We start from the raw sequence: 21,226 nt of genomic DNA, 5'->3' as shown, positions 1-21,226 counted from the left end.
GTGCCATCCGTTCTCTAAGTGAAGGCGGGAGTAGCCGTAGCGAGGGTTCCGTCCAAAAGGGTTGAATCCCCCATCTCGCTGAGTGCGAGAGCGAGAGCCCCGAGAACCTCCGCCCGGCCACCGAGCGCCCCTGGAAGAACGGACAGCTGGCGCGCCGCACTGGGGATCGCATAGCGGCCGACCGACTCCCTTATGGGCCCGAGCACCAGCTCACCGGCCTCGGCGAGATCACCGCCGAGGACCACCCGGCTCGGGTTGAGCAGGTTGCAGAGATTGGCGACTCCACTGCCGATGTGTCGGCCGACGTCGGCGATCACACGACGGCAGCCAGGGTCGCCGTCCCGCGCCAGCCGTACGACGCCTTCCATGGTCAGATCCGTGCCGTGGCTGGACTGGAGCAGCGGCAGTACGTAGCGCGCGGCCGCGAAGGTTTCCAGGCAGCCCCGGTTTCCGCAGCGGCAGACGGGGCCGGATTCATCAAGAGTAATATGACCGATTTCTCCGGCCGTGCCACCCGGGCCGCGGTAGATCCGGCCGTTGATGACCAGGCCGGCACCGACACCGCTCGCGACCTTGATGTACGCCAGGTCCCTGACCCCCCGGCCACTCCCCCACACCAGCTCACCGAGGGCGCCGAGGTTGGCGTCGTTGTCCACGTGCACCGGTACGCCGAGCCGCCCCCGCAGCTCCTCGGCGGGCTTGGTGCCGGTCCAGCCCGGCAGGATGGCGGTCGAGCCGAGGGTGCCGGACTCCACGTCGATCGGGCCTGGCACACCGAGGCCGACACCCGCGATCTTGCTGCGGTCGACGTCGGTGGCCGCGATCAGCCTGCTGACCAGCTGTTCGGCCCGGTCGAGGCCCTGTGCGGCGGAGGCGTCCACGTCCAGGGGTTCGGATTCCTCGGCGAGTACCTGATGCGCGAGGTTCCCTATTGCGACGCGCAAATGCGTGTGCCCGAAGTCGACCCCTATCACGATGCCGGCGTCGCCGCTCAAGCTGACGCTACGGGCCCGCCTGCCGCCCGCCGATGTGGGCGTGACCTCGACCGTTCCGCCTTCTTTGAGTTCGCGGACGATGTTGGAGACCGTCGCCGCGGACAGGCCCGTCGTCCTCGCGATCTCCGCCTGTGTGAGCGATCCGGCCAGGCGCACAGCACGTACGACCCGTTCGAGATTTGCTCGGTGCAGCGACGACTGCGACCCCGGAGTCTCCACGACGACCTCCTGCGTACGGGGTCACCTCGGTGAGACCCCGTCTATGTGCAACTAGTGAACTCTAAGCTGAGCCGTTGGGGCTGCCTTCCGTCAAGAGGTTGAGCAGAGGGGTGCATACCCGCACCCGCAAACGCGAGGGTGGCCCCGGCACCAATCCGGGACCACCCTCGCAAACCGAACCGCTACTTGAGGGCGCCCGCCGTCAAGCCCGCGACCACCTGCCGCTGGAAGATGATGTACGCGGCGAGGACCGGCAGCATCGCCATGACCAGGCCCGCGAACAGGCCGGACCAGTCGCCCTTGTAGCCCTGGCTCACGGCGAGCTGGACGAGGCCCTGGGTGAGGACCTTGCGGTCCGGCTCGGTGTTCAGCACCGTCGGCAGCATGTACTGGTTCCACTGGCCCAGGAAGTTGAAGATGCTGATGCTGATCAGACCGGGCTTGGCCATCGGCAACATCACCTGGAAGAACGTCCGGGTGTGCGAGGCCCCGTCCACGAAGGCCGCCTCCGCCACCGAGGTCGGCAGCGTACGGAAGAAGGCCGTCATGAAGAACACGGTGAACGGCAGCGAGTACGCGATGTAGACCAGGATCAGCCCGGGCAGCGTGTTCAGCAGCGACAGGTTCTGCATGACGTAGAACAGCGGAACCAGCGCCAGCATGATCGGGAAGCTCATTCCTCCGATGAAGAGGAAGTAGATGAAGCGGTTCCCGGGGAATTCGAAACGCGCGAGGACGTACGCCGCCATCGAACCCAACAGCATCGTGCCGACGAGCGAGAACCCCACCACGATCACCGTGTTGAGGAAGTAGTCGCTCATGTTCGCCTCGGTCCAGGCCCGCGACCAGTTCTCGAAATGCAACGAGTCCGGCAGCGCCCAGGGCGAACTGAAGATGTCCCGGTCCGTCTTGAACGAGGTCATCACCGCCCACAACAGCGGCATCACGACCATGAACGCCCAGAGAATGAGCATGCCGTGCGAGAAGAAGTTGAGGGTCCTGCCCTCGGAGGGCTTCTCCAGCGGCCCGGGCGCGGCCGTCGTCTTGGTGACGGGCGGCCGCTCGTCCTGAGGGGTGTCGGCGGGAGGGGTGTCGGTCGTCTTCATAGGTCAGTACTCCAACCGCTCGCGCCGGCCCAGCCTCATCACAACCGCAACGAACAGCAGCGTCACGATGAGCAGGGCGACACCGATCGTCGTCGCGTACGCGGCCTGGCCGTCCCGGAACGCCTTTTGGTACACGTACAGCGGCAATACCGTCGTCGAATAGTCGGGGCCACCGCCGTTCGGCCCCACGGTCATGATCTGCACGACCGCGAAGGACTCGGCGCCCAGCGCCAGGATGCCCATATACGCCCAGCCGGACTGCACGGTGTCCCAGAGCAGGGGCAGGGTGATCCTGAAGAACGTGGTGATGCGGTTCGCGCCGTCAAGGAGTGCCGCCTCGTAATAGTCCTTGGGAATGGACGCCATTCCGGCGGAGAAGAGCACCACGAAGAATCCGACAGTGACCCAGACGAGAACCGCGAAGACACACCACAGCGCGAGATCGGGATCGCCGAGCCAGTTGGGCTGGACATTGTCCAGACCGACCGCCTTGAGCGCGGAGTTGAGCGCACCGCTGTTGGGGTTGTACGCGAACTGGAACAACAGCGCCACGATCGCGATCGACAGCACCTGCGGGAAGAAGTAGACGACCTTGTAGAAGGCCGAGCCGCGTACGCCCGCGATCGCGGCGTTCTTCCTGCGTCGTCCGCCCACATTCAGCATGAAGGCGAAGAACAACGCCAGTGCCAGCGTCACCAGCGGCAGCAGCACCACGAACATCACGCTGTGCTGGAACGACTTCCAGAAGACGTCGTCGTCCAGCATTCTCGTGAAGTTGTCGAAGCCCACCATCTTGAACTCGGGGCTCAGACCGCTCCAGTCCGTGAACGAATAGTAGATGGACTGGATGAAGGGCCAGATGACGAAAAGGGTGTAAATCGCCAGAGGGGCCGTCAAGAACCCCACGATGAAACGGTATTTACCGTGTTGCATTCCTACCGACCCGATCTTCCCGCGGGCGCTGCCGCCGACGCCACGACCATCGAGAGCGGGGGACCCCGGTCACGCCCCGGAGCCCCCCGCCGCGCTCACTGGTGCTTGTAGTGCTGGATGGAGTCGTCCTTGGCCGCCTCGTCGGCGTAACCCTGGATCTTCTTGATCGCCTCGGCCGGGGTGAGCCGCCCGGCCATCATCTCGCCGAGGCCACCCACGCCGATCTTCTCCTTCTGCAGCGCCACGTACCAGTCCTGGAGGCGCGGGTTGACCACGTTCTCGCCGGCCTTCTCCAGCGCCGCCACACCGGACTTCAGGCCCGGGGTCAGCTCGATACCGTCGGTGCCGCCGTTGAACGCGGACAGCGACTTGACGGACGTGGTGAAGTTCTTCGACGACTCCTCGCTGAGCATGATGCGCAGCTGCTCCATGCCGCCGTCGGGGTTCTTGGCCTTGGCGGGGACGATGAAGGGCTCGCCGCCGGACGCCCAGATGGTGCCGAACGGCATCTTGTCCGAACTGTCGATGCCGGACGGCGCGGACACCGCGAGGTCGAAGTCCTTCGGCATTGTCTTCGCCGCCTCGTTCTCCACCCAGGAGCCGTTCGGGATGAAGAGCGCCTTGCCCTCGGTCCAGGCCGTCTGCGACTGGATGTGGTCCAGGCCCGGCGTGCCCTCGAGGATGTAGCCCTTCTTGTAGAGCTCGTAGTAGGCCTCGAAGCAGGTCTTGACCGCGGGGTGCTTCCAGGCGTTCGGCTCAAGGTTGTCGATGGCGTCGAGAGTCTCCGGGCCGCCGACCTTGGCGATCATCGGGTAGAGCGAGAAGGGGATGTAGTACGGGTGCTTACCGGCGTACGTCCAGCCCGCGATGCCCTTCTTCTTCGCCTTCTCGCAGACCGCGAGCATGTCGTCCCAGGTCTCCGGGTACGTGGCGTCGAGCGAGTCCAGGGCCTTCTGGGAGTACCACACGCCGTACACGGTGTACGCGTAGTACATGATCCAGACCGGGTCGCCGTCGAACTGGCCCATCTCGACGATGCCGGGGCGCAGGGTGTCCCGGACCTTCTTGTTCGGGTCGTCGACGGACGGCGCGTCCAGCAGCGGGGTGAGGTCGGCGAGCTGCTTCTTGCCGACGAGGACGCCCATGTCCATCTGCTCGGCACCGGAGTTGTCGATCAGATCCGGCGGGGAGCCCTGGTTGAACCGCGGCTGGAGGACCGACTGGATCTTCTGGGTCGAGGAGAACTTGACCTTCGCGTCGGGGAACTTCTTCTCGTAGACCGCCTTGGCGTCCTCGGCGTACTTCGTGCCGAAACCGCCGTCGAAGATGACGATCTCCAGCGGCGCGGTCTCATTGACGGCAAGCGGGTTCTCCGCGGTCTTCTTGCCCTTCTCGACCTTCTCCTCGCTGCCGCTGTCACCACCGCTGGCGCACGCGGACAGGAAGCTCATCGTGGGCACGGCGATCAGGCCGAGCGCTGCGGACCGCTTGATCAGATCGCGGCGGCCGACACCTTCACGGCCGCTGTGGGCGGAAGTGGATCCCATGCTCAAGTCCTCGCCTTCTCCAGGACTCAGGCGGTGAACCGGATCCTCCCGGGCACCGCGATGATGTGCTGTGTTTTCCCGGCGACACATGGCCGAAAGCGGCTGCGTCGCGGGCCGGACCCCCGGCCCTGAGACCGGGTAGGACGACGTACTCGGTGCGCCCCTGCGAGGGGTTTCGACTGAACTCGGATCATGCCGGGCCGCCCGCGGACGGACGAGCGACCGTGCGGACGCTGACAGGTATAGTCCACTTCCCGAGGCGGGGGCAAGATCGAATGCAGGTTCGGTCGGCAGTCTTTCCCGAGTTGAGATCTCGCGGATATATGACACGCCCTTGGATTCCCCGTGCGCCTACCGAACCTCTCCTGACCTCGGCCAATTGAGTGATCCCGGCAACTTGCGACTCATCACATCGCATACACCTCTTTCAACACCCTTGACACCACTGACCACTTGACGCCCTACTAGACCCCGCACAGCGAATTGACAACGTTGTCCGCTTCGCAGGGGAGGGTGCTGCCAGATGCGGCGCAGATCTCGGCACAGACGGGGTTCCACGGCAATTCTGGGAGCGACGGCATTAGCGCTGGTGGTGGCCTCGCAGGGCGCCGCCGTCGCCCGGCCCGGCCAAGCGGCGGCGGCCGAGGGGGAGTTCGCGTCCTCCTTCGAGACGGACGATCCGGCTCCCGACTGGCTCAACACGGTCGATACGACACCTGACGGCACGAAACGCTCCTCGGGCGTCGACGGCGGCTACAGCAGCGGCATCCCCGGCAATGTCACCGACCATGTCACCGACGTCCGGGCGAGCAGCGAGAACACCGGCGGCGGCGAGGTGAAGGAGAACCTCGTCGACGTCGAGCCCAGCACCAAATGGCTGACCTTCGCGCCCACCGGCTGGGTCGAGTTCGACCTGGACGCCCCCATCAAGCTGGTCACCTACGCGCTGACGTCGGCCAACGACCACGACGAGCGCGACCCCGTGGACTGGACCCTGCAGGGCTCCACGGACGGCAAGGACTGGAAGACCCTCGACACCCGCACCGGCGAATCCTTCGGCGAGCGGTTCCAGACGAAGTCGTACGACCTCACCGAGCCGGCCGAGTACCAGCACTTCCGGCTCGACATCACCAAGAACAACGGCGCCTCCGACGCCTTACAGCTCGCCGACGTGCAGTTCTCGACCGGCGACGAGGAAGAGCCCGCGCCCAAGGACATGCTCTCCCTCGTGGACCGCGGCCCGAGCGGCTCCCCGACCGCCAAGGCGGGCGCCGGCTTCACCGGCAAGCGGGCCCTGCGGTACGCGGGCACACACAAGACGGACGGCCGCGCCTACTCGTACAACAAGGTCTTCGACGTGAACGTCCGCGTCGGGCGGAACACCCAGCTGGCGTACCGGATCTTCCCGTCGATGGCGGACGGCGACCGCGACTACGACGCCACGAACGCGTCCGTGGACCTGGCCTTCACGGACGGCACCTATCTGAGCGACCTGCGCGCCACCGACCAGCACGGATTCGCGCTCACACCACAGGGACAGGGCGCCGCCAAGATCCTCTACGTCAACCAGTGGAACAACGTCGCCTCACGGATCGGCTCGGTCGCGGCCGGCAAGACGGTGGACCGGATCCTGGTCGCGTACGACTCCCCCAAGGGCCCCGCGAAGTTCCGCGGCTGGCTGGACGATGTCGCACTGAGGTCCGTAGCTCCCGAGAAGCCCAAGGCGCATCTGTCCGACTACGCGCTGACGACCCGCGGCACCAACTCCAGCGGCGGCTTCTCCCGCGGCAACAACTTCCCCGCCACGGCCGTGCCGCACGGCTTCAACTTCTGGACGCCGGTCACCAACGCGGGTTCGCTCAGATGGCTGTACGACTACGCGCGTGCCAACAACGCGGACAACCTGCCCACCATCCAGGCGTTCAGCGCCAGCCATGAGCCCAGCCCCTGGATGGGCGACCGGCAGACCTTCCAGGTGATGCCGTCGGCCGCCACCGGCACCCCGGACACGGGACGTGAGGCCCGGGAGCTCGCCTTCAAGCACGAGAACGAGACGGCGCGCCCGTACTACTACGGAGTGCGCTTCGAGAACGGCCTCAAGGCGGAGATGACGCCCACGGATCACGCGGCCGCTCTGCGCTTCACCTATCCCGGTGACGACGCGAGCGTCCTCTTCGACAACGTCACCGACCAGGCGGGCCTGACGCTGGACAAGGAGAACGGGATCGTCACCGGCTACTCGGACGTGAAGTCCGACCTGTCGACAGGCGCGACACGGCTCTTCGTGTACGGAACCTTCGACGCACCCGTGACCGACGGCGGCTCCTCCGGAGTCAAAGGCCATCTGCGCTTCGACGCAGGCTCCGACCGCACCGTGACTCTCCGCCTGGCGACCTCCCTCATCAGCGTCGACCAGGCCAAGGACAACCTCCGCCAGGAGATCCCCGACGGCACCTCCTTCGACACGGTCAAGTCACGCGCCCAGAAGCAGTGGGACCGGATCCTCGGCAAGGTGGAGGTCGAGGGTGCGACACCGGACCAGCTGACGACGCTGTACTCCAGCCTCTACCGGCTGTACCTGTACCCCAACTCCGGCTTCGAGAAGGTCGGTTCGAAGTACCAGTACGCCTCCCCCTTCTCGCCGATGCCCGCCCCGGACACCCCGACGCACACCGGAGCGAAGATCGTCGACGGCAAGGTGTACGTCAACAACGGCTTCTGGGACACGTATCGGACGACCTGGCCGGCGTACTCGCTGCTGACACCAGGTCAGGCGGGCGACATGGTCGACGGTTTCGTACAGCACTACAAGGACGGCGGCTGGACCTCGCGCTGGTCCTCGCCCGGGTACGCGGACCTGATGACCGGCACCTCCTCGGACGTGGCGTTCGCGGACGCGTACGTCAAGGGCGTCGACTTCGACGCCAAGTCGGCGTACGAGGCGGCGCTGAAGAACGCGACGGTCGTCCCGCCGTCCTCCGGGGTCGGCCGCAAGGGGATGGGCACCTCGCCGTTCCTGGGCTATACGAGCACGGACACGCACGAGGGCCTGTCGTGGGCGCTGGAAGGCTACCTCAACGACTACGGCATCTCGAAGATGGGCCAGGCCCTCTACAAGAAGACGGGCGAGACTCGCTACAAGGAGGAGGCGGAGTACTTCCTCGACCGGGCCCAGGACTACGTCAACCTCTTCGACTCGAAGGCGGGCTTCTTCCAGGGCCGTGACGAGAAAGGCGACTGGCGGGTCGAGTCCGCCAAGTACGACCCGCGCGTGTGGGGCTACGACTACACCGAGACGAACGGCTGGGGTTACGCCTTCACCGCCCCCCAGGACTCGCGCGGCCTCGCGAACCTCTACGGCGGCCGGCCGGGGCTGGCGGAGAAGCTCGACGAGTATTTCGCGACCCCGGAGACCGCCTCGCCCGAGTTCAAGGGCTCGTACAGCGGCGTCATCCATGAGATGACCGAGGCGCGAGACGTACGGATGGGCATGTACGGCCACTCCAACCAGGTCGCCCACCACGTGAACTACATGTACGACGCGGCCGGGCAGCCCTGGAAGGCGCAGAAGAACGTCCGTGAGGTGCTGTCGCGGCTGTACGTCGGCAGCGAGATCGGGCAGGGCTACCACGGAGACGAGGACAACGGCGAGCAGTCGGCCTGGTTCCTGTTCTCCGCACTCGGCTTCTATCCGCTGGTGATGGGCAGCGGCGAATACGCCATCGGCTCCCCGCTGTTCACCAAGGCGACGGTGCATTTGGAGAACGGCAAGGACCTGGTGGTCAAGGCGCCGAAGAACAGCGCGAAGAACGTGTATGTGCAGGGACTCAAGGTCAACGGACGTACGTGGACGTCGACTTCACTCCCCCACTCGCTCATCTCCCGCGGCGGCACCCTGGAGTTCGACATGGGGTCGAAGCCGTCGTCGTGGGGCACGGGGAGGAACGCGGCGCCGCCGTCGATCACCCAGGACGACAAGGTGCCGTCGCCGCGGAGCGATGTCATCGAGGGGGACGGGGCGTTGTTCGACAACACGTCGGCGACGGGCGAGGCTGCGGCCTCCGTCGATCTGCCGATCCCCAAGGGGGCGAAGGCAGTTCAGTACACGCTGACGTCTTCGGATCGGGCGAAGGCTCCGAAGGGCTGGGTCCTGCAGGGCTCGTCCGATGACGGCAGCACGTGGAAGGACCTGGACAGGCGCTCCGGGGAGTCCTTCGCCTGGGACAAGCAGACGCGCGCATTCTCGGTCGCCAAGCTGGGGACGTATGAGCGGTACCGGCTGGTCCTCGACGGCGAGGCGACGCTGGCGGAGGTGGAGCTGCTGGCCTGAGGCACGCTCCCACGGGCCTCCCCCACGGGAGAGGGGCGGGCGCGGAGGAACTCTCCGCGCCCGCCGCGCGTCAACGGTGCGCCGTGGCAGTCTCACTTCGGGTGACGCTACCGTCGTACACAAGACCACGACGCGCACCGGCGTCCACACTCTTGTCCATGGGAGCAGTGATGACCACACCCGGGCAGGGACGGGCCACAGAGGACACCTGGATGTTCCCGCCGGCAGACGGCTGGACCTTCGACCAGGTCAAGCACTTGGAGCTGCCTTTCGACTGGGAACTCGTGGATGGACGGATCGTGGTTCGAGGACAGACCAAGTACTGGCACAACCGTGTGCGCGACAGGCTGTTGATCGCCCTTGATGCCGCACGAGCCGAGCCGTACGAGGTCGTGGCCGAGCAATGCGTCATGGTCGATGACCAGAACGCCAACAAGCCGGACCTGATCGCCTTCGACCCCCGGAAGCTGAACTTCCTGGAGCTCGAATGCATCCCGGTGGAGAAGCTCGCCCTCGTCGTCGAGGTCGTCTCCCCCGGTTCCCGCCAGGACGACCGGGTACGCAAGCCCGCGCTCTTCGCCGAGGCCAAGGTGCCCTGCTATTGGCGGGTGGAGCTGGAACGGGACCAGCGGCTCGCGGTGCACGAGTACTGGCTGCACGCCGAGACCCGGTCGTACATCCCGGCGCCCATGCACCCCGTGCACCACGACAAGCTGGTCACCGAGGTCCCGTTCCAGGTGGAGATCGACATCAACGCGCTCGTCGGGTTCTGACAGGCCGCTCCCGTCAGCCGACCCGACACGGGAGGGCGGTCGCCGGATCACCCCCGGAGCCCTCGACCGCGTACCCGAACGTCGTGCTCTCTCCCGGATCCAGCGAGCCGTTCCAGTCGGCGTTGTGGACCATCACGTTCTGCCCGGTGTAGGTCGCGTTGCCGCTCCACAGGCTGTCGACCTTCTGACCACTGGGCAGCGTCCAGTCGACCATCCAGCCGAGCATCGGGACGTCACCGGAGTTGGTGACGGTCACCTCGGACTGGTAGCCGCCGTTCCAGCTGCCCGTCGTCTTGCGCGTGGCCGTGCAGGTCCCCGGCACCGGCTCGGTGGGGTTGCCCGGCTGCTTGATGCCGGTGACCTCGCCGTTTCCGCCGTCGAAGACGACGTCGGAGCAGGAGTAGAAGGTCTCCTGGCTGTCGGAGCGCTGCCAGACCATGTAGATGATGTGGCGTCCGTCCTTGCCCTCCGGAAGCCGGCCGGACCAGGAGTAGTTGGCCTCGACCGTGCCCGGGCTGCCGTTGAGCGGCGGGTGGTCGACGGTCAGGAACGGCTGTTCCTCCATGTCGTCCCAGGTCAGCGGCTTGGTCGGGTCGAAGCCGTCCTTGGTGATGTACACGTAGAACCAACCCGGGTGCGCGGCCCACGCGTTGTACGAGAAGTCGACGGTCGCGCCCGAGGTCAGATGCGTCAACGGCCAGTCGCTGCTCGGGGTGTTGAAGCCGGTGAAGTTGGTGTTGCCGCCACTGCACAGCTCACCGTCGGGCACGAAGCCGCGGGTGCGGCCCGCACCGTCCGAGCGAAGGACGGAGAACCAGTTGTAGAACGGCGTCGTGCCGCTGACCTGCTGCGCCGCCTTACAGGCTGGGTTGACAGGCTTGATCTCGCCGGTATCGGTCAGGCCGTCCTGCCAGCAGAGGAAGGTGCGGCTGCCGGGCTTCATGGGGGTGCCGTGGGCCTCCGCCTCGCCGCCGGCCGTGACGACCAGGCTCAGGGCCGGGATCGTCGCGAACAGGGCCACGAGGACGAGGAAGAGGGCTCTGGCGCGGGTGGGGAGCACTAATCGGCGTGGGGAGTCCAGGGACTTCGCCGTCGCTCTGGATTTTGGCATGATCATGACAGATCAGTCCATTCCTTGAGGTACGGGCCGTGTGTGGATGCGCGGGTACGCAGTGGATGCGTGTGTGCAGATGCGTGAGGCGGGAGCGGCCACGGGGTGGGTTCCGGTCCACCGTATGGGAGCGCTCCCACCCCACCCTTTGGGGAAACTAGCGCTGAGCGGCCCACTTGTAAACGCCTGGCACAAGGGGCCGCACCTCGGTGAGTGCGGCTCACGGGCTGAACAGGGTTACGCCGACGGGCGGTCCGGGCGTACGGAGAAGGCCGTGTCGCCCGCCACCGCCACGATCGCGTCCTTCACGAGCAGCAGGCTCGGGATCGTGTTCTCCGCCGAGTCCCCCGGGGCGTCGAGCTTGTCCGTGGTCCACCGCTCGGCACCGGTTCCGCGGTCGAGCGCGAGGAGGCGGCCGTAGCGGTTGGCGAAGTACAGGGCGTCGTACTTCTTGGACAGCACGGGCGTCGACAGGTTCTCGATCTGCGTGCCCCGCTGCCACAGCCGGGTGCCGTCGGAGACCTTGACCGCGGTGACGGTTCCGTCGGGACGGACGAAGTACGCGATGCCGTCGATGACGGTGGCCGTGCCGCGTGGGGCGCCCGCCAGGGGGATCCGGGTGACGGTGCCGGTGGTCGGATTCACCCGCAACAGGGCGGTGTACGACTCGTCCCGGCCGTCGTTCGACTGGTACTCCGCAGTCTTGGGCAGCACGAACAATGGCTGTCCGTCGACGGCGCCGAGCGGCACCGCCCCCGAGGGCAGCGGGTCGAGTTCGTTCGCCGTGCCGTCGGTCGGGTCGAGGCGCAGGAGGCCGGTCGACCCCTTGGTGGGATCGTTCGCGTCGGCACACGCGCCGTAGGGAGCGCCGTCGAGGACCACCGGGGCGCAGGAGGTGCCGGCCGACGACTTGGCCGGGGTGCGCCACAGGTCCTTGCCCGTGGTGGCGTCGAGGGCGACGAACTCCAACGCGTCGTCCGACATCGTCACGACGCCGTCGTCGAACAGGGCGGCACGATAGCCTGCGTCGACCTCTCGGGTCCAAACGCGCTTTCCGGTGTCGGCGTCGAGGGCGATCACCCGCTGGGCCGCGTACACCTCGTCCGGCTGCTCCACCGTGTACACGATCCCGTCACGCACGCCGAGGGGCCGCTCGGCGGCCTGGGAGCTGTTGCCGAACCGCCACCCGACGCGGCCCGAGGCGGCGTCGAGCCGGGCGACCGTGAAGCCGGTTCCCGCGCAGTACAGGGAGGATCCGCCGGACACGCAGCCGGAGTCCACGCTGTCCACGTTGATGGTCAGGGGGTCGTCCTGCACGGCCCGGGTGAGGTTTGTCTGCCAGGGCTGCCAGCCGGCGGGGAGCGCCGGGGCCGACGAGGAGGGGGTGTCGGCGGCGGGCCTGTCCTCGGTGGTGTCCGAGCTCGACACCAGGTGGTACACCGACGCGGACACTGCGGTGACGGCCAGGGCCGCGCCGAGGACGACGAGGCGGCGCACCCGGCGGCTGCGGCGGCCGGTGCCGGCCGCGGCCGTCGTGTCACCGTGGCGTCGAGCGGTCGGCCGGTCTCCCGGTACGCGCGGCCTACCCACCACAGCTGTGTCCGGCAGCGTCTTGAACAACCCGTGCAGTTCCGCCAGTTGAGGCCTTGCGCCCGGGTCCTTGTCCAGGCAGCGCTCGACGATACTCAGCAGAGATTCGGGGACGCCGTCCAACGCAGGCTGCTCGTGCACCACCTGATAACCCGTCATGTATGGGCTGTCGCCGTCGAAGGGACGGTTGCCGGTGACCGCGTACACCAGCAGCGAACCCAGCGAGAAGACGTCCGAGGCGGCGGTGACGTCCCGGGGCGAGGCGAACTGCTCCGGGGACATGAAGGGCGGAGTGCCGATCAGCCGTCCGGTCACGGTGAGGGCCTGGTTGTCGGCGGCGCGCGAGATGCCGAAGTCGATGACGCGCGGTCCGTCCTCGGCCATCAGGACGTTGCTCGGCTTCAGATCGCGGTGCACCACCCCCGCCCGGTGGATGTCCCGCAACGCTTCGACAAGACCCAGCGCCAGCGTGCGCAACTCGCCACCGCCCAGCGCGCCTTCCTTGGCAACGATGTCCTCCAGCGTGCGGCCCGGCACGTACAGCGTGGCCATCCAGGGCAGTTCGGCGTCCGGATCGGCGTCCACCACGGGGGCAGTGAAGGCCCCGCTCACCCGGCGGGCCGCCGCGACCTCTTGGCGGAAGCGGGTGCGGAACTCCTCGTCCTGCGCGTACTGCGTGTGGACGACCTTGACCGCGACATGGCGCCCGGAGGCGGCGCGGGCCAGGTAGACGACGCCCATGCCGCCGCTGCCGAGCCGGTCGAGCAGCGTATAGCCGCCGATGGACCCGATGGACTCCGAATCCCCGGTGCTCAGCGGCATATTCCGGTCGCCCATCGCAAATCCCCTGTGTCGCACGGCTGTTCAGCGGCATCAGACTAGTGCCTGTGCCGCGGGCCATGTCGCAGAGGCCGGACCGTCTACACCGACGCAGACCGGCTCCGGGCCGCCTGCACTCCCGACGGTTCGTCCGCCGCCGGAAGGTCGACGGTGAACTCCGTGTGCCCGGGGACGCTGTGCACGTCGATCCGGCCGCCGTGGGCCGACGTGATCGCCGCCGCGATCGCCAGCCCCAGCCCCGAACCGCCCGCCCGCGCGTCTCTCCGGGAGCGGGAGGTGTCGGCGCGGGTGAAGCGCTCGAAGACCCTGGGGAGGAGGGCGGGCGGGATGCCGGGGCCGTTGTCGCGGACGCGGACGACGCAGTGGTCCGCAGTGGCGTCGACGGATGCCACCACTGTCGTGCCAACAGGCGTGTGCATACGCGCGTTGGCCAACAGGTTGGCCACCATCTGGTGGAGTCGGGCCTCGTCGCCGATGACCAACGCCGGGGCGTCGAGGCTGAGTTCGAGCTGCCAGTCGTGACCGCCGCCCGCAGCACGCGCGTCCCACACCGCCTCGGTGACCAGCGCGGTCAGGTCCACCTCGGCGGACTGTAGGGGCCGGCCGTCGTCGAGGCGGGCCAGCATGAGGAGGTCCTCGACGAGGCCGGTCATGCGGGCCGACTCCGCCGAGACCCGGCGCCAGGCCAGCATCGGCTCGATCCGGTCCGTGCCGCGGTTCATCAGTTCCGCGTATCCGGCGATGGACGCGAGCGGTGTGCGCAGTTCGTGGCTGGCGTCGGCGAGGAAGCGCCGCATCTTCTCCTCGCTGCGGCGCACCCGCTCCTCGCCGCGCTGCCGCTCGACGAGGGATGACTCGACGTGGTCGATCATGCGGTTGAGCGCGGCGCCGACTTGGCCGGCCTCGCTGCCGGGATCGGTGTCGGGTTCGGGCACCCGGGTCAGGCCGGTGACCTCGCCCCGGCCGAGCGGCGCGCGGGAGACCTCGGCGGCGGTGGCGGCGACCCGCCCGAGGGGCCGCAGCTGGCGTCGTACGACCACGGCGCAGACGCAGCCCGCGAGGGCGAGACCGGCGACCGCGACGCTCGCCTCGGCCACGACCAGGCCGCTGATCATGTGCTCGACGTTGTCCATCGGGAGCCCGGTGAGGACCCGGATGCCGTCGCTGTCGAGCGCGATGATCCGGTAGGTGCCGAGGCCGGGGACGGTCCGGGTGTACTTGGAGCCGTCGGCCGCGATGTCGGCGAGGGGGGCACGCTGGGCATCGGTGAGGGAGTGCGGCGGGGTGTCCTGGCCGACGACCGCCGCGGAGAGGACCGTACCGTCGTTGTCGAGCCGGGCGGCGAGCAGGCCTGCGGGACGGCCGTTCTCGGCCCCGCCCAGGCCGAGTTCGGCGGCGTTGGTGACCCGGTCGTCCAAGTCGCCCATCAGATAGGCGCGTTGGACGAAGGCGGTGGTGAACGCCATCGTGGTGCACACGACGACGAGGGTGGCGCTGAAGAAGAGGAGCAGCCTGGTGCGCAGGGACTGCGTGCGCAGCCGCAGGCGCGGCGGGGCGGTCATCTCCCCTCCTCCGCAGGCCTGATGGCGTAGCCCGGTCCGGGCCCGGTGTGGATCATCGGCGCCCGGCCGTGTTCGGCCCCGGCGCGCGGCGCGCTCCGCCCGTCCGACGCCGGACAGGCCCGTCGGCCCGCCTCGGTGACGGCCACGGACAACACTTCGGTGAGCGTGGGGTCGTCGACGACGATGAGCACGCGTACGCGGCCGGTCCGGGGCCGGGAGGTGCCAGGCATGTCCCGATCGTGTCCCGGTCCGCTGAGGGAACCCTGTGTTCCACCTGAGGGTGGGTGATGACCTGGGACATCCCTGGCCACACACGGCGAAGGGCCGCACCCCCGTCACCGGGGGCACGGCCCTCAACTACGTTGCCGGACCGCTTACTTGCGGATCAGGCTGCGCAGTACGTACTGCATGATCCCGCCGTTGCGGTAGTAGTCCGCCTCGCCGGGGGTGTCGATGCGGACGACCGCGTCGAACTCGACGCCCGTGTCCGTGGTGACCTTCACCGTGCGAGGCGTACGGCCCTCGTTCAGTTCGGTCACGCCGGTGAAGGAGAAGGTCTCCTCGCCGGTCAGGCCCAGGGACTCGGCCGTGGCGCCCTCCGGGAACTGGAGCGGGAGTACGCCCATGCCGATGAGGTTCGAGCGGTGGATGCGCTCGTACGACTCGGCGATGACGGCCTTGACGCCCAGCAGCGCCGTGCCCTTGGCCGCCCAGTCGCGGGACGAGCCGGAGCCGTACTCCTTGCCCGCGAGGACGACGAGCGGGATGCCCTGCTCGATGTAGTTGCGGGAGGCGTCGTAGATGAAGGAGACGGGCGCGTCCGGCTGGGTGAAGTCGCGGGTGTAGCCGCCCTCCGTGCCCGGCGCGATCTGGTTGCGCAGGCGGATGTTGGCGAACGTGCCGCGGATCATGACCTCGTGGTTGCCGCGGCGGGAACCGTAGGAGTTGAAGTCGCGGCGCTCGACGCCGTGCTCCGTGAGGTACTTGCCCGCCGGGGTGTCGGCCTTGATCGCGCCGGCCGGGGAGATGTGGTCGGTGGTGACCGAGTCGCCCAGCTTGGCGAGGACGCGGGCGCCGGTGAAGTCGGTGACCGGCGTGGTCTCCATCGTCATGCCCTCGAAGTACGGGGGCTTGCGGACGTACGTGGACTGCGGGTCCCACTCGAAGGTGTTGCCGGTCGGGATCGGCAGGGCCTGCCACTGGGCGTCGCCCGCGAAGACGTCGGAGTAGGACTTGTTGAACATGTCCTCGCCGATGGCGTTCGCCACGACGTCGTTGACCTCGGCCTCGGTGGGCCAGATGTCCTCGAGGTATACGGGCTTGCCGTCCTGGCCGGTGCCCAGGGCGTCCTTGGTGATGTTCACCTTCATGGAGCCGGCGAGGGCGTACGCGACGACCAGCGGCGGGGACGCCAGGTAGTTCATCTTGACGTCGGGGTTGATCCGGCCCTCGAAGTTGCGGTTGCCGGAGAGGACCGAAGTGACCGCCAGGTCGTGCTCGTTGACCGCCTTGGAGACCTCCTCCGGCAGCGGGCCGGAGTTGCCGATGCAGGTGGTGCAGCCGTAACCGACCAGGTTGAAGCCGACCTTGTCGAGGTACGGGGTGAGCCCCGCCTTGTCGAAGTAGTCGGTGACGACCTTGGAGCCGGGGGCGAGGGTGGTCTTGACCCAGGGCTTGCGCGTCAGGCCCTTCTCGACCGCCTTCTTGGCCACAAGGGCGGCGGCGACCATGACGTACGGGTTCGAGGTGTTGGTGCAGGAGGTGATGGCCGCGACCGTCACGGCACCGTGGTCGATCTCGTACGTCGAGCCGTCGGGGGCGGTGACCGTGGTCGGGCGGCTCGGGGCGCCGTTGGGGGCGACGGCCGGGGCGTCGGAGGCCGGGAAGGACTCCTGGCCCGCCTCGTCCACGGTGTCCACGTAGTTGCGGACGTCGGTCTTGAACTGCTCGGCCGCGTTCGCGAGGACGATACGGTCCTGCGGGCGCTTCGGGCCGGCGATCGACGGGACGACCGTCGACAGGTCGAGCTCCAGCTTCTCGGAGAAGTCGGGCTCGGCGGCCGGGTCGAGCCAGAGGCCCTGCTCCTTGGCGTACGCCTCGACGAGCGCGAGCTGCTGCTGCGAACGGCCGGTCAGCTTCAGGTACTTGATGGTCTCGGCGTCGATCGGGAAGATCGCGGCGGTCGAGCCGAACTCCGGCGACATGTTGCCGATGGTGGCGCGGTTCGCGAGGGAGGTGGCGGCGACGCCCTCTCCGTAGAACTCGACGAACTTGCCGACGACGCCGTGCTTGCGGAGCATCTCGGTGATGGTCAGCACGAGGTCGGTGGCGGTCGTGCCGGGCTTGAGCTCACCGGTGAGCTTGAAGCCGACGACGCGCGGGATGAGCATCGAGACGGGCTGGCCGAGCATGGCGGCCTCGGCCTCGATACCGCCGACGCCCCAGCCGAGCACACCGAGGCCGTTGACCATGGTGGTGTGCGAGTCGGTGCCGACGAGGGTGTCGGGGTACGCCTGGCCGTTACGGACCATGACGGTACGGGCCAGGTGCTCGATGTTGACCTGGTGGACGATGCCGGTGCCGGGCGGGACGACCTTGAACTCGTCGAAGGCGGTCTGGCCCCAGCGCAGGAACTGGTAGCGCTCGCGGTTGCGGCCGTACTCCAGCTCGACGTTCTGCGCGAAGGCCTCGTTGGTGCCGAACTTGTCGGCGATGACGGAGTGGTCGATGACCAGCTCGGCAGGGGCGAGCGGGTTGATCTTCGCCGCGTCGCCGCCGAGCTCCTTGACGGCCTCACGCATGGTGGCGAGGTCCACGACACAGGGCACGCCGGTGAAGTCCTGCATGATCACACGTGCGGGGGTGAACTGGATCTCCTGGCTCGGCTGGGCCTGCGAGTCCCAGCCGCCAAGGGCCCGGATGTGGTCGGCGGTGATGTTCGCGCCGTCCTCGGTCCGGAGCAGGTTCTCCAGCAACACCTTCAGGCTGTACGGAAGGCGAGCCGAGCCTTCCACCTTGTCCAGCCGGAAGATCTCGTACGACTCGTCGCCCACGTTCAGTGTGGCGCGGGCGTCGAAGCTGTTCGCCGACACGACAGTCTCCTTCATTCATGTGCGCGTACCACCGCATCCTGCCGCCACGTCGGTTGGCCGATCAGCTAAGGTAAGGCTAAGTTAGGTAACCCTTACCGGTCTGGCGGCTGAGGTACGCCTCGGCAGATATCTCGATGTCGAGATAACTCTAGTACATGACCGTCGCTCGGTCATGCCCGGAGGGCCGAACAGGCACGGCTGCTCCGTCACACCGACCCCGCGCACTCCCGACTTGCCTTCCGGGAAAGTCGGGAGTAACTTTCCCAGTAGGCAAGTCAAATGGGGCTCGTCATGGGGAGGCGATGTCGTGAGCACACCGGTAGACGCCGAACAGGCATGGAAAGACCTGCAACGTATCCGGGTACCGCAGGAGCGGGTGTACGACGAGTTCGAGCGCTCCGTGTCCGGCGGGCGCGGCATGACCTACGGCATGGCCGCGGCCATGTGGGTGTTCCTGGCCGGCGTGGGCCTGGATCTGCCCCTGTGGGGTGTCGGGCTGCTCATGGCCGCCTACGCCGGCCTGTTGGGCGTGCTGATCGTGAGGAGCAGCCGCAAGAGCCGGATGCAACTGCACCACTCCCGCGTCACCGGGCGGACATGGGCCGCGTTCGGCGCGGCCGCGGTACTGGTCGCCGGGACTGTCGTGCTGGCCAGCCACCTGACCGAGTCACTGGAGCCGATGTACGCCGGCCCGATCCAGGCCACGGCCGCGGTGGCCGTGAACCTGCTCTGCCTCGGCCCGGCCAACCGCTGGGCGGCCGACTCGGTGCGTGGCCGCGGCGAACGGGCGGCCGACGAGGGGGCGGGCCGATGAGCACCCCGGCCGGCTTCGACGAGCTGATCCATCCCGCCACGCGATTGTCGGTGGTCGCGCTGCTCACCGCCACCGAATGGGCGGACTTCGCGTTCATCCGCGACAGCCTCTCGCTCAGCGACTCCGCGCTCTCCAAGCAACTGCACACCTTGCAGGAGGCCGAGTACCTGGAGATCCAGAAGGAGGGCGGCGGCCGTAAACGCCGTACGAAGGTACGGCTGACGGATCGAGGTCGCGCCGCCTTCGAGGGACATGTGGCGGCACTCCGGGCGATCGTCGACAGCGCCGGGCCCGCGACCGGGACGGCCCAGCAGTCCCACGCGGAGGCGGGACGATGACGGCGCTCGTGCGCACCTGCGTCCAACCCGTGATCCAGGTACGTGATCTGACCATGGCGTACGGCGATGTCGACGTTCTGCGCGGCGTCGATCTGGACATCCACCGCGGCGAGATCTTCGCGCTGCTCGGCCCCAACGGCGCGGGGAAGACCACCACCGTCGAGATCCTGGAGGGCTTCCGGCAGCGCTCCGGCGGGCAGGCCGTCGTCCTCGGTGTGGATCCGGCGCGGGGCGACGACGCCTGGCGCGGCCGTATCGGACTGGTCCTGCAGTCCTGGCGCGACCACCGTCGCTGGCGGGTCGCCGAGCTGCTGACGCACTTCGCGACGTACTACCCCGACCCGCGCGACCCGGCCGAACTGCTGGCCCTGGTCGGCCTCACCGACCAGGCCGGCCGGCAGGTGGACCGGCTGTCCGGCGGCCAGCGGCGGCGGCTGGACGTCGCGCTGGGCATCGTCGGCCGCCCCGAGCTGCTCTTCCTGGACGAGCCGACCACCGGCTTCGACCCGGAGGCGCGGCGCGAGTTCCACGTCCTGGTCGAACGGCTGGCCCGCGAGGAGGGCGTCACCGTGCTGCTCACCACCCACGACCTGGTGGAGGCCGAGCGGCTCGCCGACCGGATCGCCATGCTGGTCGGCGGCCGGATCCGGGCCTGCGGCGCCCCGGCGGAACTGGCCCGCCGGGCCGCCGCACAGGCCGAGGTCCGCTGGACGGCCACCGACGGCACGCCCCGCCGCGAACGCACCGCGGATCCCTCCCGGCTGGTCTGGGAACTCCACCGGGACGCGCCCGGACCGATCGCCGACCTGGAGGTCCGCCGCCCGACGCTGGAGGACACCTATCTGCACATGGTGCACCGGGAGGACGACGGCACGGACGAGGTCGTGGACGGGGAGGCACGGGCCGCATGAGGAGCGCACACATGACGAGCGGGATCGACGAGGCGGGTGGGGCGGGCCGGAAACCGCTCCGCCCCGGCCTGCGGGCCGGCTTCAGCCGCGGCGGCATCGAGCTGCGGCACCTCTTCCGCAACCCCAAGGAGATGTCCGGGCATGTGAGCAACGTGGTCGTCGCGCTCGTGATCGCCGCGTACATCGGCAGCGACGTGCCCGGCACCCGAACCCCCATGGCCCATCTGGTGATTGCGGGCTTCGCCGCTTATCTGCTGTTCCAGGTCGGCCTGATCAACCTCCCGCAGCTCCTCGTCACCGAGCGGGAGGAGGGCGTCCTGCTGCGGATGCGGGCCACGCCCGGCGGGATCACGGCGTATCTCGTCGCCAAGTGCGTGCTGGTGGTCGTTCTGGCGATCGGCACCCTGGCGCTGCTGCTGGGAGCCGCGGCGCTGCTGGCGGACGGGCCACTGCCACGCGGGCCGGGCGCCTGGCTGACGCTGCTGTGGGTGACCACGCTCGGGCTGCTCGCGGTCGTACCGCTGGGCGCGGCCATCGGCGCCGTGCTGCCCAACCCGCGCGAGGCGCTGGCGCTGATCATGCTGCCCGTGATGGCGCTGCTGATGACCTCCGGAGTGATGTTCCCGATCACCTCGCTGCCCGTGGCGGTGCAGCAGGTGTCTGCCGTGTTCCCGCTGAAGTGGATGGCCCAGGGCCTGCGCTCGGCGCTGCTGCCGGACGCCGCACGCGCCGCCGAGCCGGCCGGCTCCTGGGAGCTGCCCATGGTCGCCCTGGTGCTGACCGCCTGGGCAGTCCTCGGCTTCCTCCTCGCGACACCCCTCCTGCGCCGCGCCGCCCGCCGCGAGTCCGGCTCCCGCCTGAGCGCGCGCCACCGCAAGGCGGTACAGAGCGGTGCGCTTCCCGCGTAAGCGCTCCGCTGGGGGCGCGGTTTGAAGCTGCGGGTTCGTTGTGGCTGGTCGCGCCCACGCGGCGGAGCCGCATATCGACACCGCCCCGCGCCCCTTACGGGGCGCGGCAACGCACCGGACTTCACCAGGCCGCGTAGGCAGGCCCGAACAGCGGTAG

At 68.4% G+C, this 21,226-nt stretch carries 15 protein-coding genes; 6 read left to right on the top strand and 9 right to left on the bottom strand.

The annotated features are described in order from the left end of the window. Positions 1–14 precede the first annotated feature (14 nt). The 4 genes from ACYVO6_RS24920 to ngcE form a co-directional block, all read right to left on the bottom strand. Entirely contained in the window at positions 15–1,214 is a 1,200-nt protein-coding gene (locus ACYVO6_RS24920; RefSeq protein ID WP_461064674.1) for an ROK family transcriptional regulator, read from the bottom strand. Positions 1,215–1,396: 182 nt separating this feature from the next. After that, complete coding sequence (locus ACYVO6_RS24915) at positions 1,397–2,320, bottom strand: carbohydrate ABC transporter permease (protein ID WP_461064672.1); 924 nt, start codon at positions 2,318–2,320, stop codon at positions 1,397–1,399. 3 nt (positions 2,321–2,323) lie between these two features. Next, positions 2,324–3,253, bottom strand: coding sequence for a carbohydrate ABC transporter permease (locus ACYVO6_RS24910; protein WP_461064670.1), 930 nt, complete (start codon positions 3,251–3,253; stop codon positions 2,324–2,326). Positions 3,254–3,348: 95 nt separating this feature from the next. After that, the gene (gene ngcE / locus ACYVO6_RS24905) at positions 3,349–4,800 is read right to left on the bottom strand and encodes an N-acetylglucosamine/diacetylchitobiose ABC transporter substrate-binding protein (RefSeq protein ID WP_461064668.1); all 1,452 of its coding nucleotides are present in this window, start codon (positions 4,798–4,800) and stop codon (positions 3,349–3,351) included. A gap of 523 nt (positions 4,801–5,323) precedes the next feature. Between ngcE and ACYVO6_RS24900 the strand changes: the two genes are divergently transcribed. After that, positions 5,324–9,130 carry a GH92 family glycosyl hydrolase gene (locus ACYVO6_RS24900; protein WP_461064666.1) on the top strand — a complete coding sequence of 1,269 codons (3,807 nt, stop codon included), beginning with the start codon at positions 5,324–5,326 and terminating at the stop codon, positions 9,128–9,130. A gap of 158 nt (positions 9,131–9,288) precedes the next feature. Next, on the top strand, positions 9,289–9,903 hold the full coding sequence (locus ACYVO6_RS24895) for a Uma2 family endonuclease (RefSeq protein WP_461064664.1): 615 nt from the start codon (positions 9,289–9,291) through the stop codon (positions 9,901–9,903). Positions 9,904–9,916: 13 nt separating this feature from the next. Here ACYVO6_RS24895 and ACYVO6_RS24890 read toward each other — a convergent pair whose 3' ends face one another. From ACYVO6_RS24890 to acnA, 5 genes are all read right to left on the bottom strand, one after another. Beyond that, positions 9,917–11,014: a lytic polysaccharide monooxygenase auxiliary activity family 9 protein gene (locus tag ACYVO6_RS24890; protein WP_461064662.1), complete on the bottom strand. Its 1,098-nt coding sequence runs from the start codon at positions 11,012–11,014 to the stop codon at positions 9,917–9,919. 237 nt (positions 11,015–11,251) lie between these two features. Beyond that, complete coding sequence (locus tag ACYVO6_RS24885) at positions 11,252–13,441, bottom strand: protein kinase domain-containing protein (RefSeq protein WP_461064660.1); 2,190 nt, start codon at positions 13,439–13,441, stop codon at positions 11,252–11,254. 83 nt (positions 13,442–13,524) lie between these two features. Further along, positions 13,525–15,006 carry a HAMP domain-containing sensor histidine kinase gene (locus ACYVO6_RS24880; protein WP_461064658.1) on the bottom strand — a complete coding sequence of 494 codons (1,482 nt, stop codon included), beginning with the start codon at positions 15,004–15,006 and terminating at the stop codon, positions 13,525–13,527. Beyond that, positions 15,003–15,236 (bottom strand): response regulator, encoded by a 234-nt coding sequence (locus tag ACYVO6_RS24875; RefSeq protein ID WP_461064656.1) that lies wholly within the window; start codon positions 15,234–15,236, stop codon positions 15,003–15,005. Before ACYVO6_RS24875 ends, ACYVO6_RS24880 begins: the two co-directional genes overlap by 4 nt. A 144-nt stretch (positions 15,237–15,380) precedes the next feature. After that, positions 15,381–18,098 carry an aconitate hydratase AcnA gene (gene acnA / locus ACYVO6_RS24870; protein WP_461064654.1) on the bottom strand — a complete coding sequence of 906 codons (2,718 nt, stop codon included), beginning with the start codon at positions 18,096–18,098 and terminating at the stop codon, positions 15,381–15,383. Between the two features lie 307 nt (positions 18,099–18,405). Between acnA and ACYVO6_RS24865 the strand changes: the two genes are divergently transcribed. The 4 genes from ACYVO6_RS24865 to ACYVO6_RS24850 are packed head-to-tail and all read left to right on the top strand — an operon-like array spanning position 18,406 to position 21,069. Then, positions 18,406–18,912 carry a hypothetical protein gene (locus ACYVO6_RS24865; RefSeq protein ID WP_461064652.1) on the top strand — a complete coding sequence of 169 codons (507 nt, stop codon included), beginning with the start codon at positions 18,406–18,408 and terminating at the stop codon, positions 18,910–18,912. Further along, entirely contained in the window at positions 18,909–19,250 is a 342-nt protein-coding gene (locus ACYVO6_RS24860; protein ID WP_461064650.1) for a transcriptional regulator, read from the top strand. The genes ACYVO6_RS24865 and ACYVO6_RS24860 overlap by 4 nt, the downstream gene beginning before the upstream one ends. Continuing rightward, on the top strand, positions 19,247–20,161 hold the full coding sequence (locus ACYVO6_RS24855) for an ABC transporter ATP-binding protein (RefSeq protein WP_461064648.1): 915 nt from the start codon (positions 19,247–19,249) through the stop codon (positions 20,159–20,161). Before ACYVO6_RS24860 ends, ACYVO6_RS24855 begins: the two co-directional genes overlap by 4 nt. Before the next feature lie 11 nt (positions 20,162–20,172). Next, entirely contained in the window at positions 20,173–21,069 is an 897-nt protein-coding gene (locus ACYVO6_RS24850; protein WP_461064646.1) for an ABC transporter permease, read from the top strand. Positions 21,070–21,226: the final 157 nt, after the last annotated feature.

The sequence above is a fragment of the Streptomyces pseudoechinosporeus genome (assembly GCF_054783935.1).
The sequence above is the reverse complement of the archived record's forward strand: the minus strand, read 5'-3'. Positions and strand labels throughout refer to the sequence as shown.

Bases quoted from the DNA above. Each gene is read 5' to 3' on its own strand.
- ACYVO6_RS24915 (WP_461064672.1), bottom strand. From the start codon at position 2,320: ATGAAGACGACCGACACCCCTCCCGCCGACACCCCTCAGGACGAGCGG.
- ACYVO6_RS24910 (WP_461064670.1), bottom strand. From the start codon at position 3,253: ATGCAACACGGTAAATACCGTTTCATCGTGGGGTTCTTGACGGCCCCT.
- ngcE (WP_461064668.1), bottom strand. From the start codon at position 4,800: ATGGGATCCACTTCCGCCCACAGCGGCCGTGAAGGTGTCGGCCGCCGC.
- ACYVO6_RS24900 (WP_461064666.1), top strand. From the start codon at position 5,324: ATGCGGCGCAGATCTCGGCACAGACGGGGTTCCACGGCAATTCTGGGA.
- ACYVO6_RS24895 (WP_461064664.1), top strand. From the start codon at position 9,289: ATGGGAGCAGTGATGACCACACCCGGGCAGGGACGGGCCACAGAGGAC.
- ACYVO6_RS24890 (WP_461064662.1), bottom strand. From the start codon at position 11,014: ATGCCAAAATCCAGAGCGACGGCGAAGTCCCTGGACTCCCCACGCCGA.
- ACYVO6_RS24885 (WP_461064660.1), bottom strand. From the start codon at position 13,441: ATGGGCGACCGGAATATGCCGCTGAGCACCGGGGATTCGGAGTCCATC.
- ACYVO6_RS24880 (WP_461064658.1), bottom strand. From the start codon at position 15,006: ATGACCGCCCCGCCGCGCCTGCGGCTGCGCACGCAGTCCCTGCGCACC.
- ACYVO6_RS24875 (WP_461064656.1), bottom strand. From the start codon at position 15,236: ATGCCTGGCACCTCCCGGCCCCGGACCGGCCGCGTACGCGTGCTCATC.
- ACYVO6_RS24860 (WP_461064650.1), top strand. From the start codon at position 18,909: ATGAGCACCCCGGCCGGCTTCGACGAGCTGATCCATCCCGCCACGCGA.
- ACYVO6_RS24855 (WP_461064648.1), top strand. From the start codon at position 19,247: ATGACGGCGCTCGTGCGCACCTGCGTCCAACCCGTGATCCAGGTACGT.
- ACYVO6_RS24850 (WP_461064646.1), top strand. From the start codon at position 20,173: ATGACGAGCGGGATCGACGAGGCGGGTGGGGCGGGCCGGAAACCGCTC.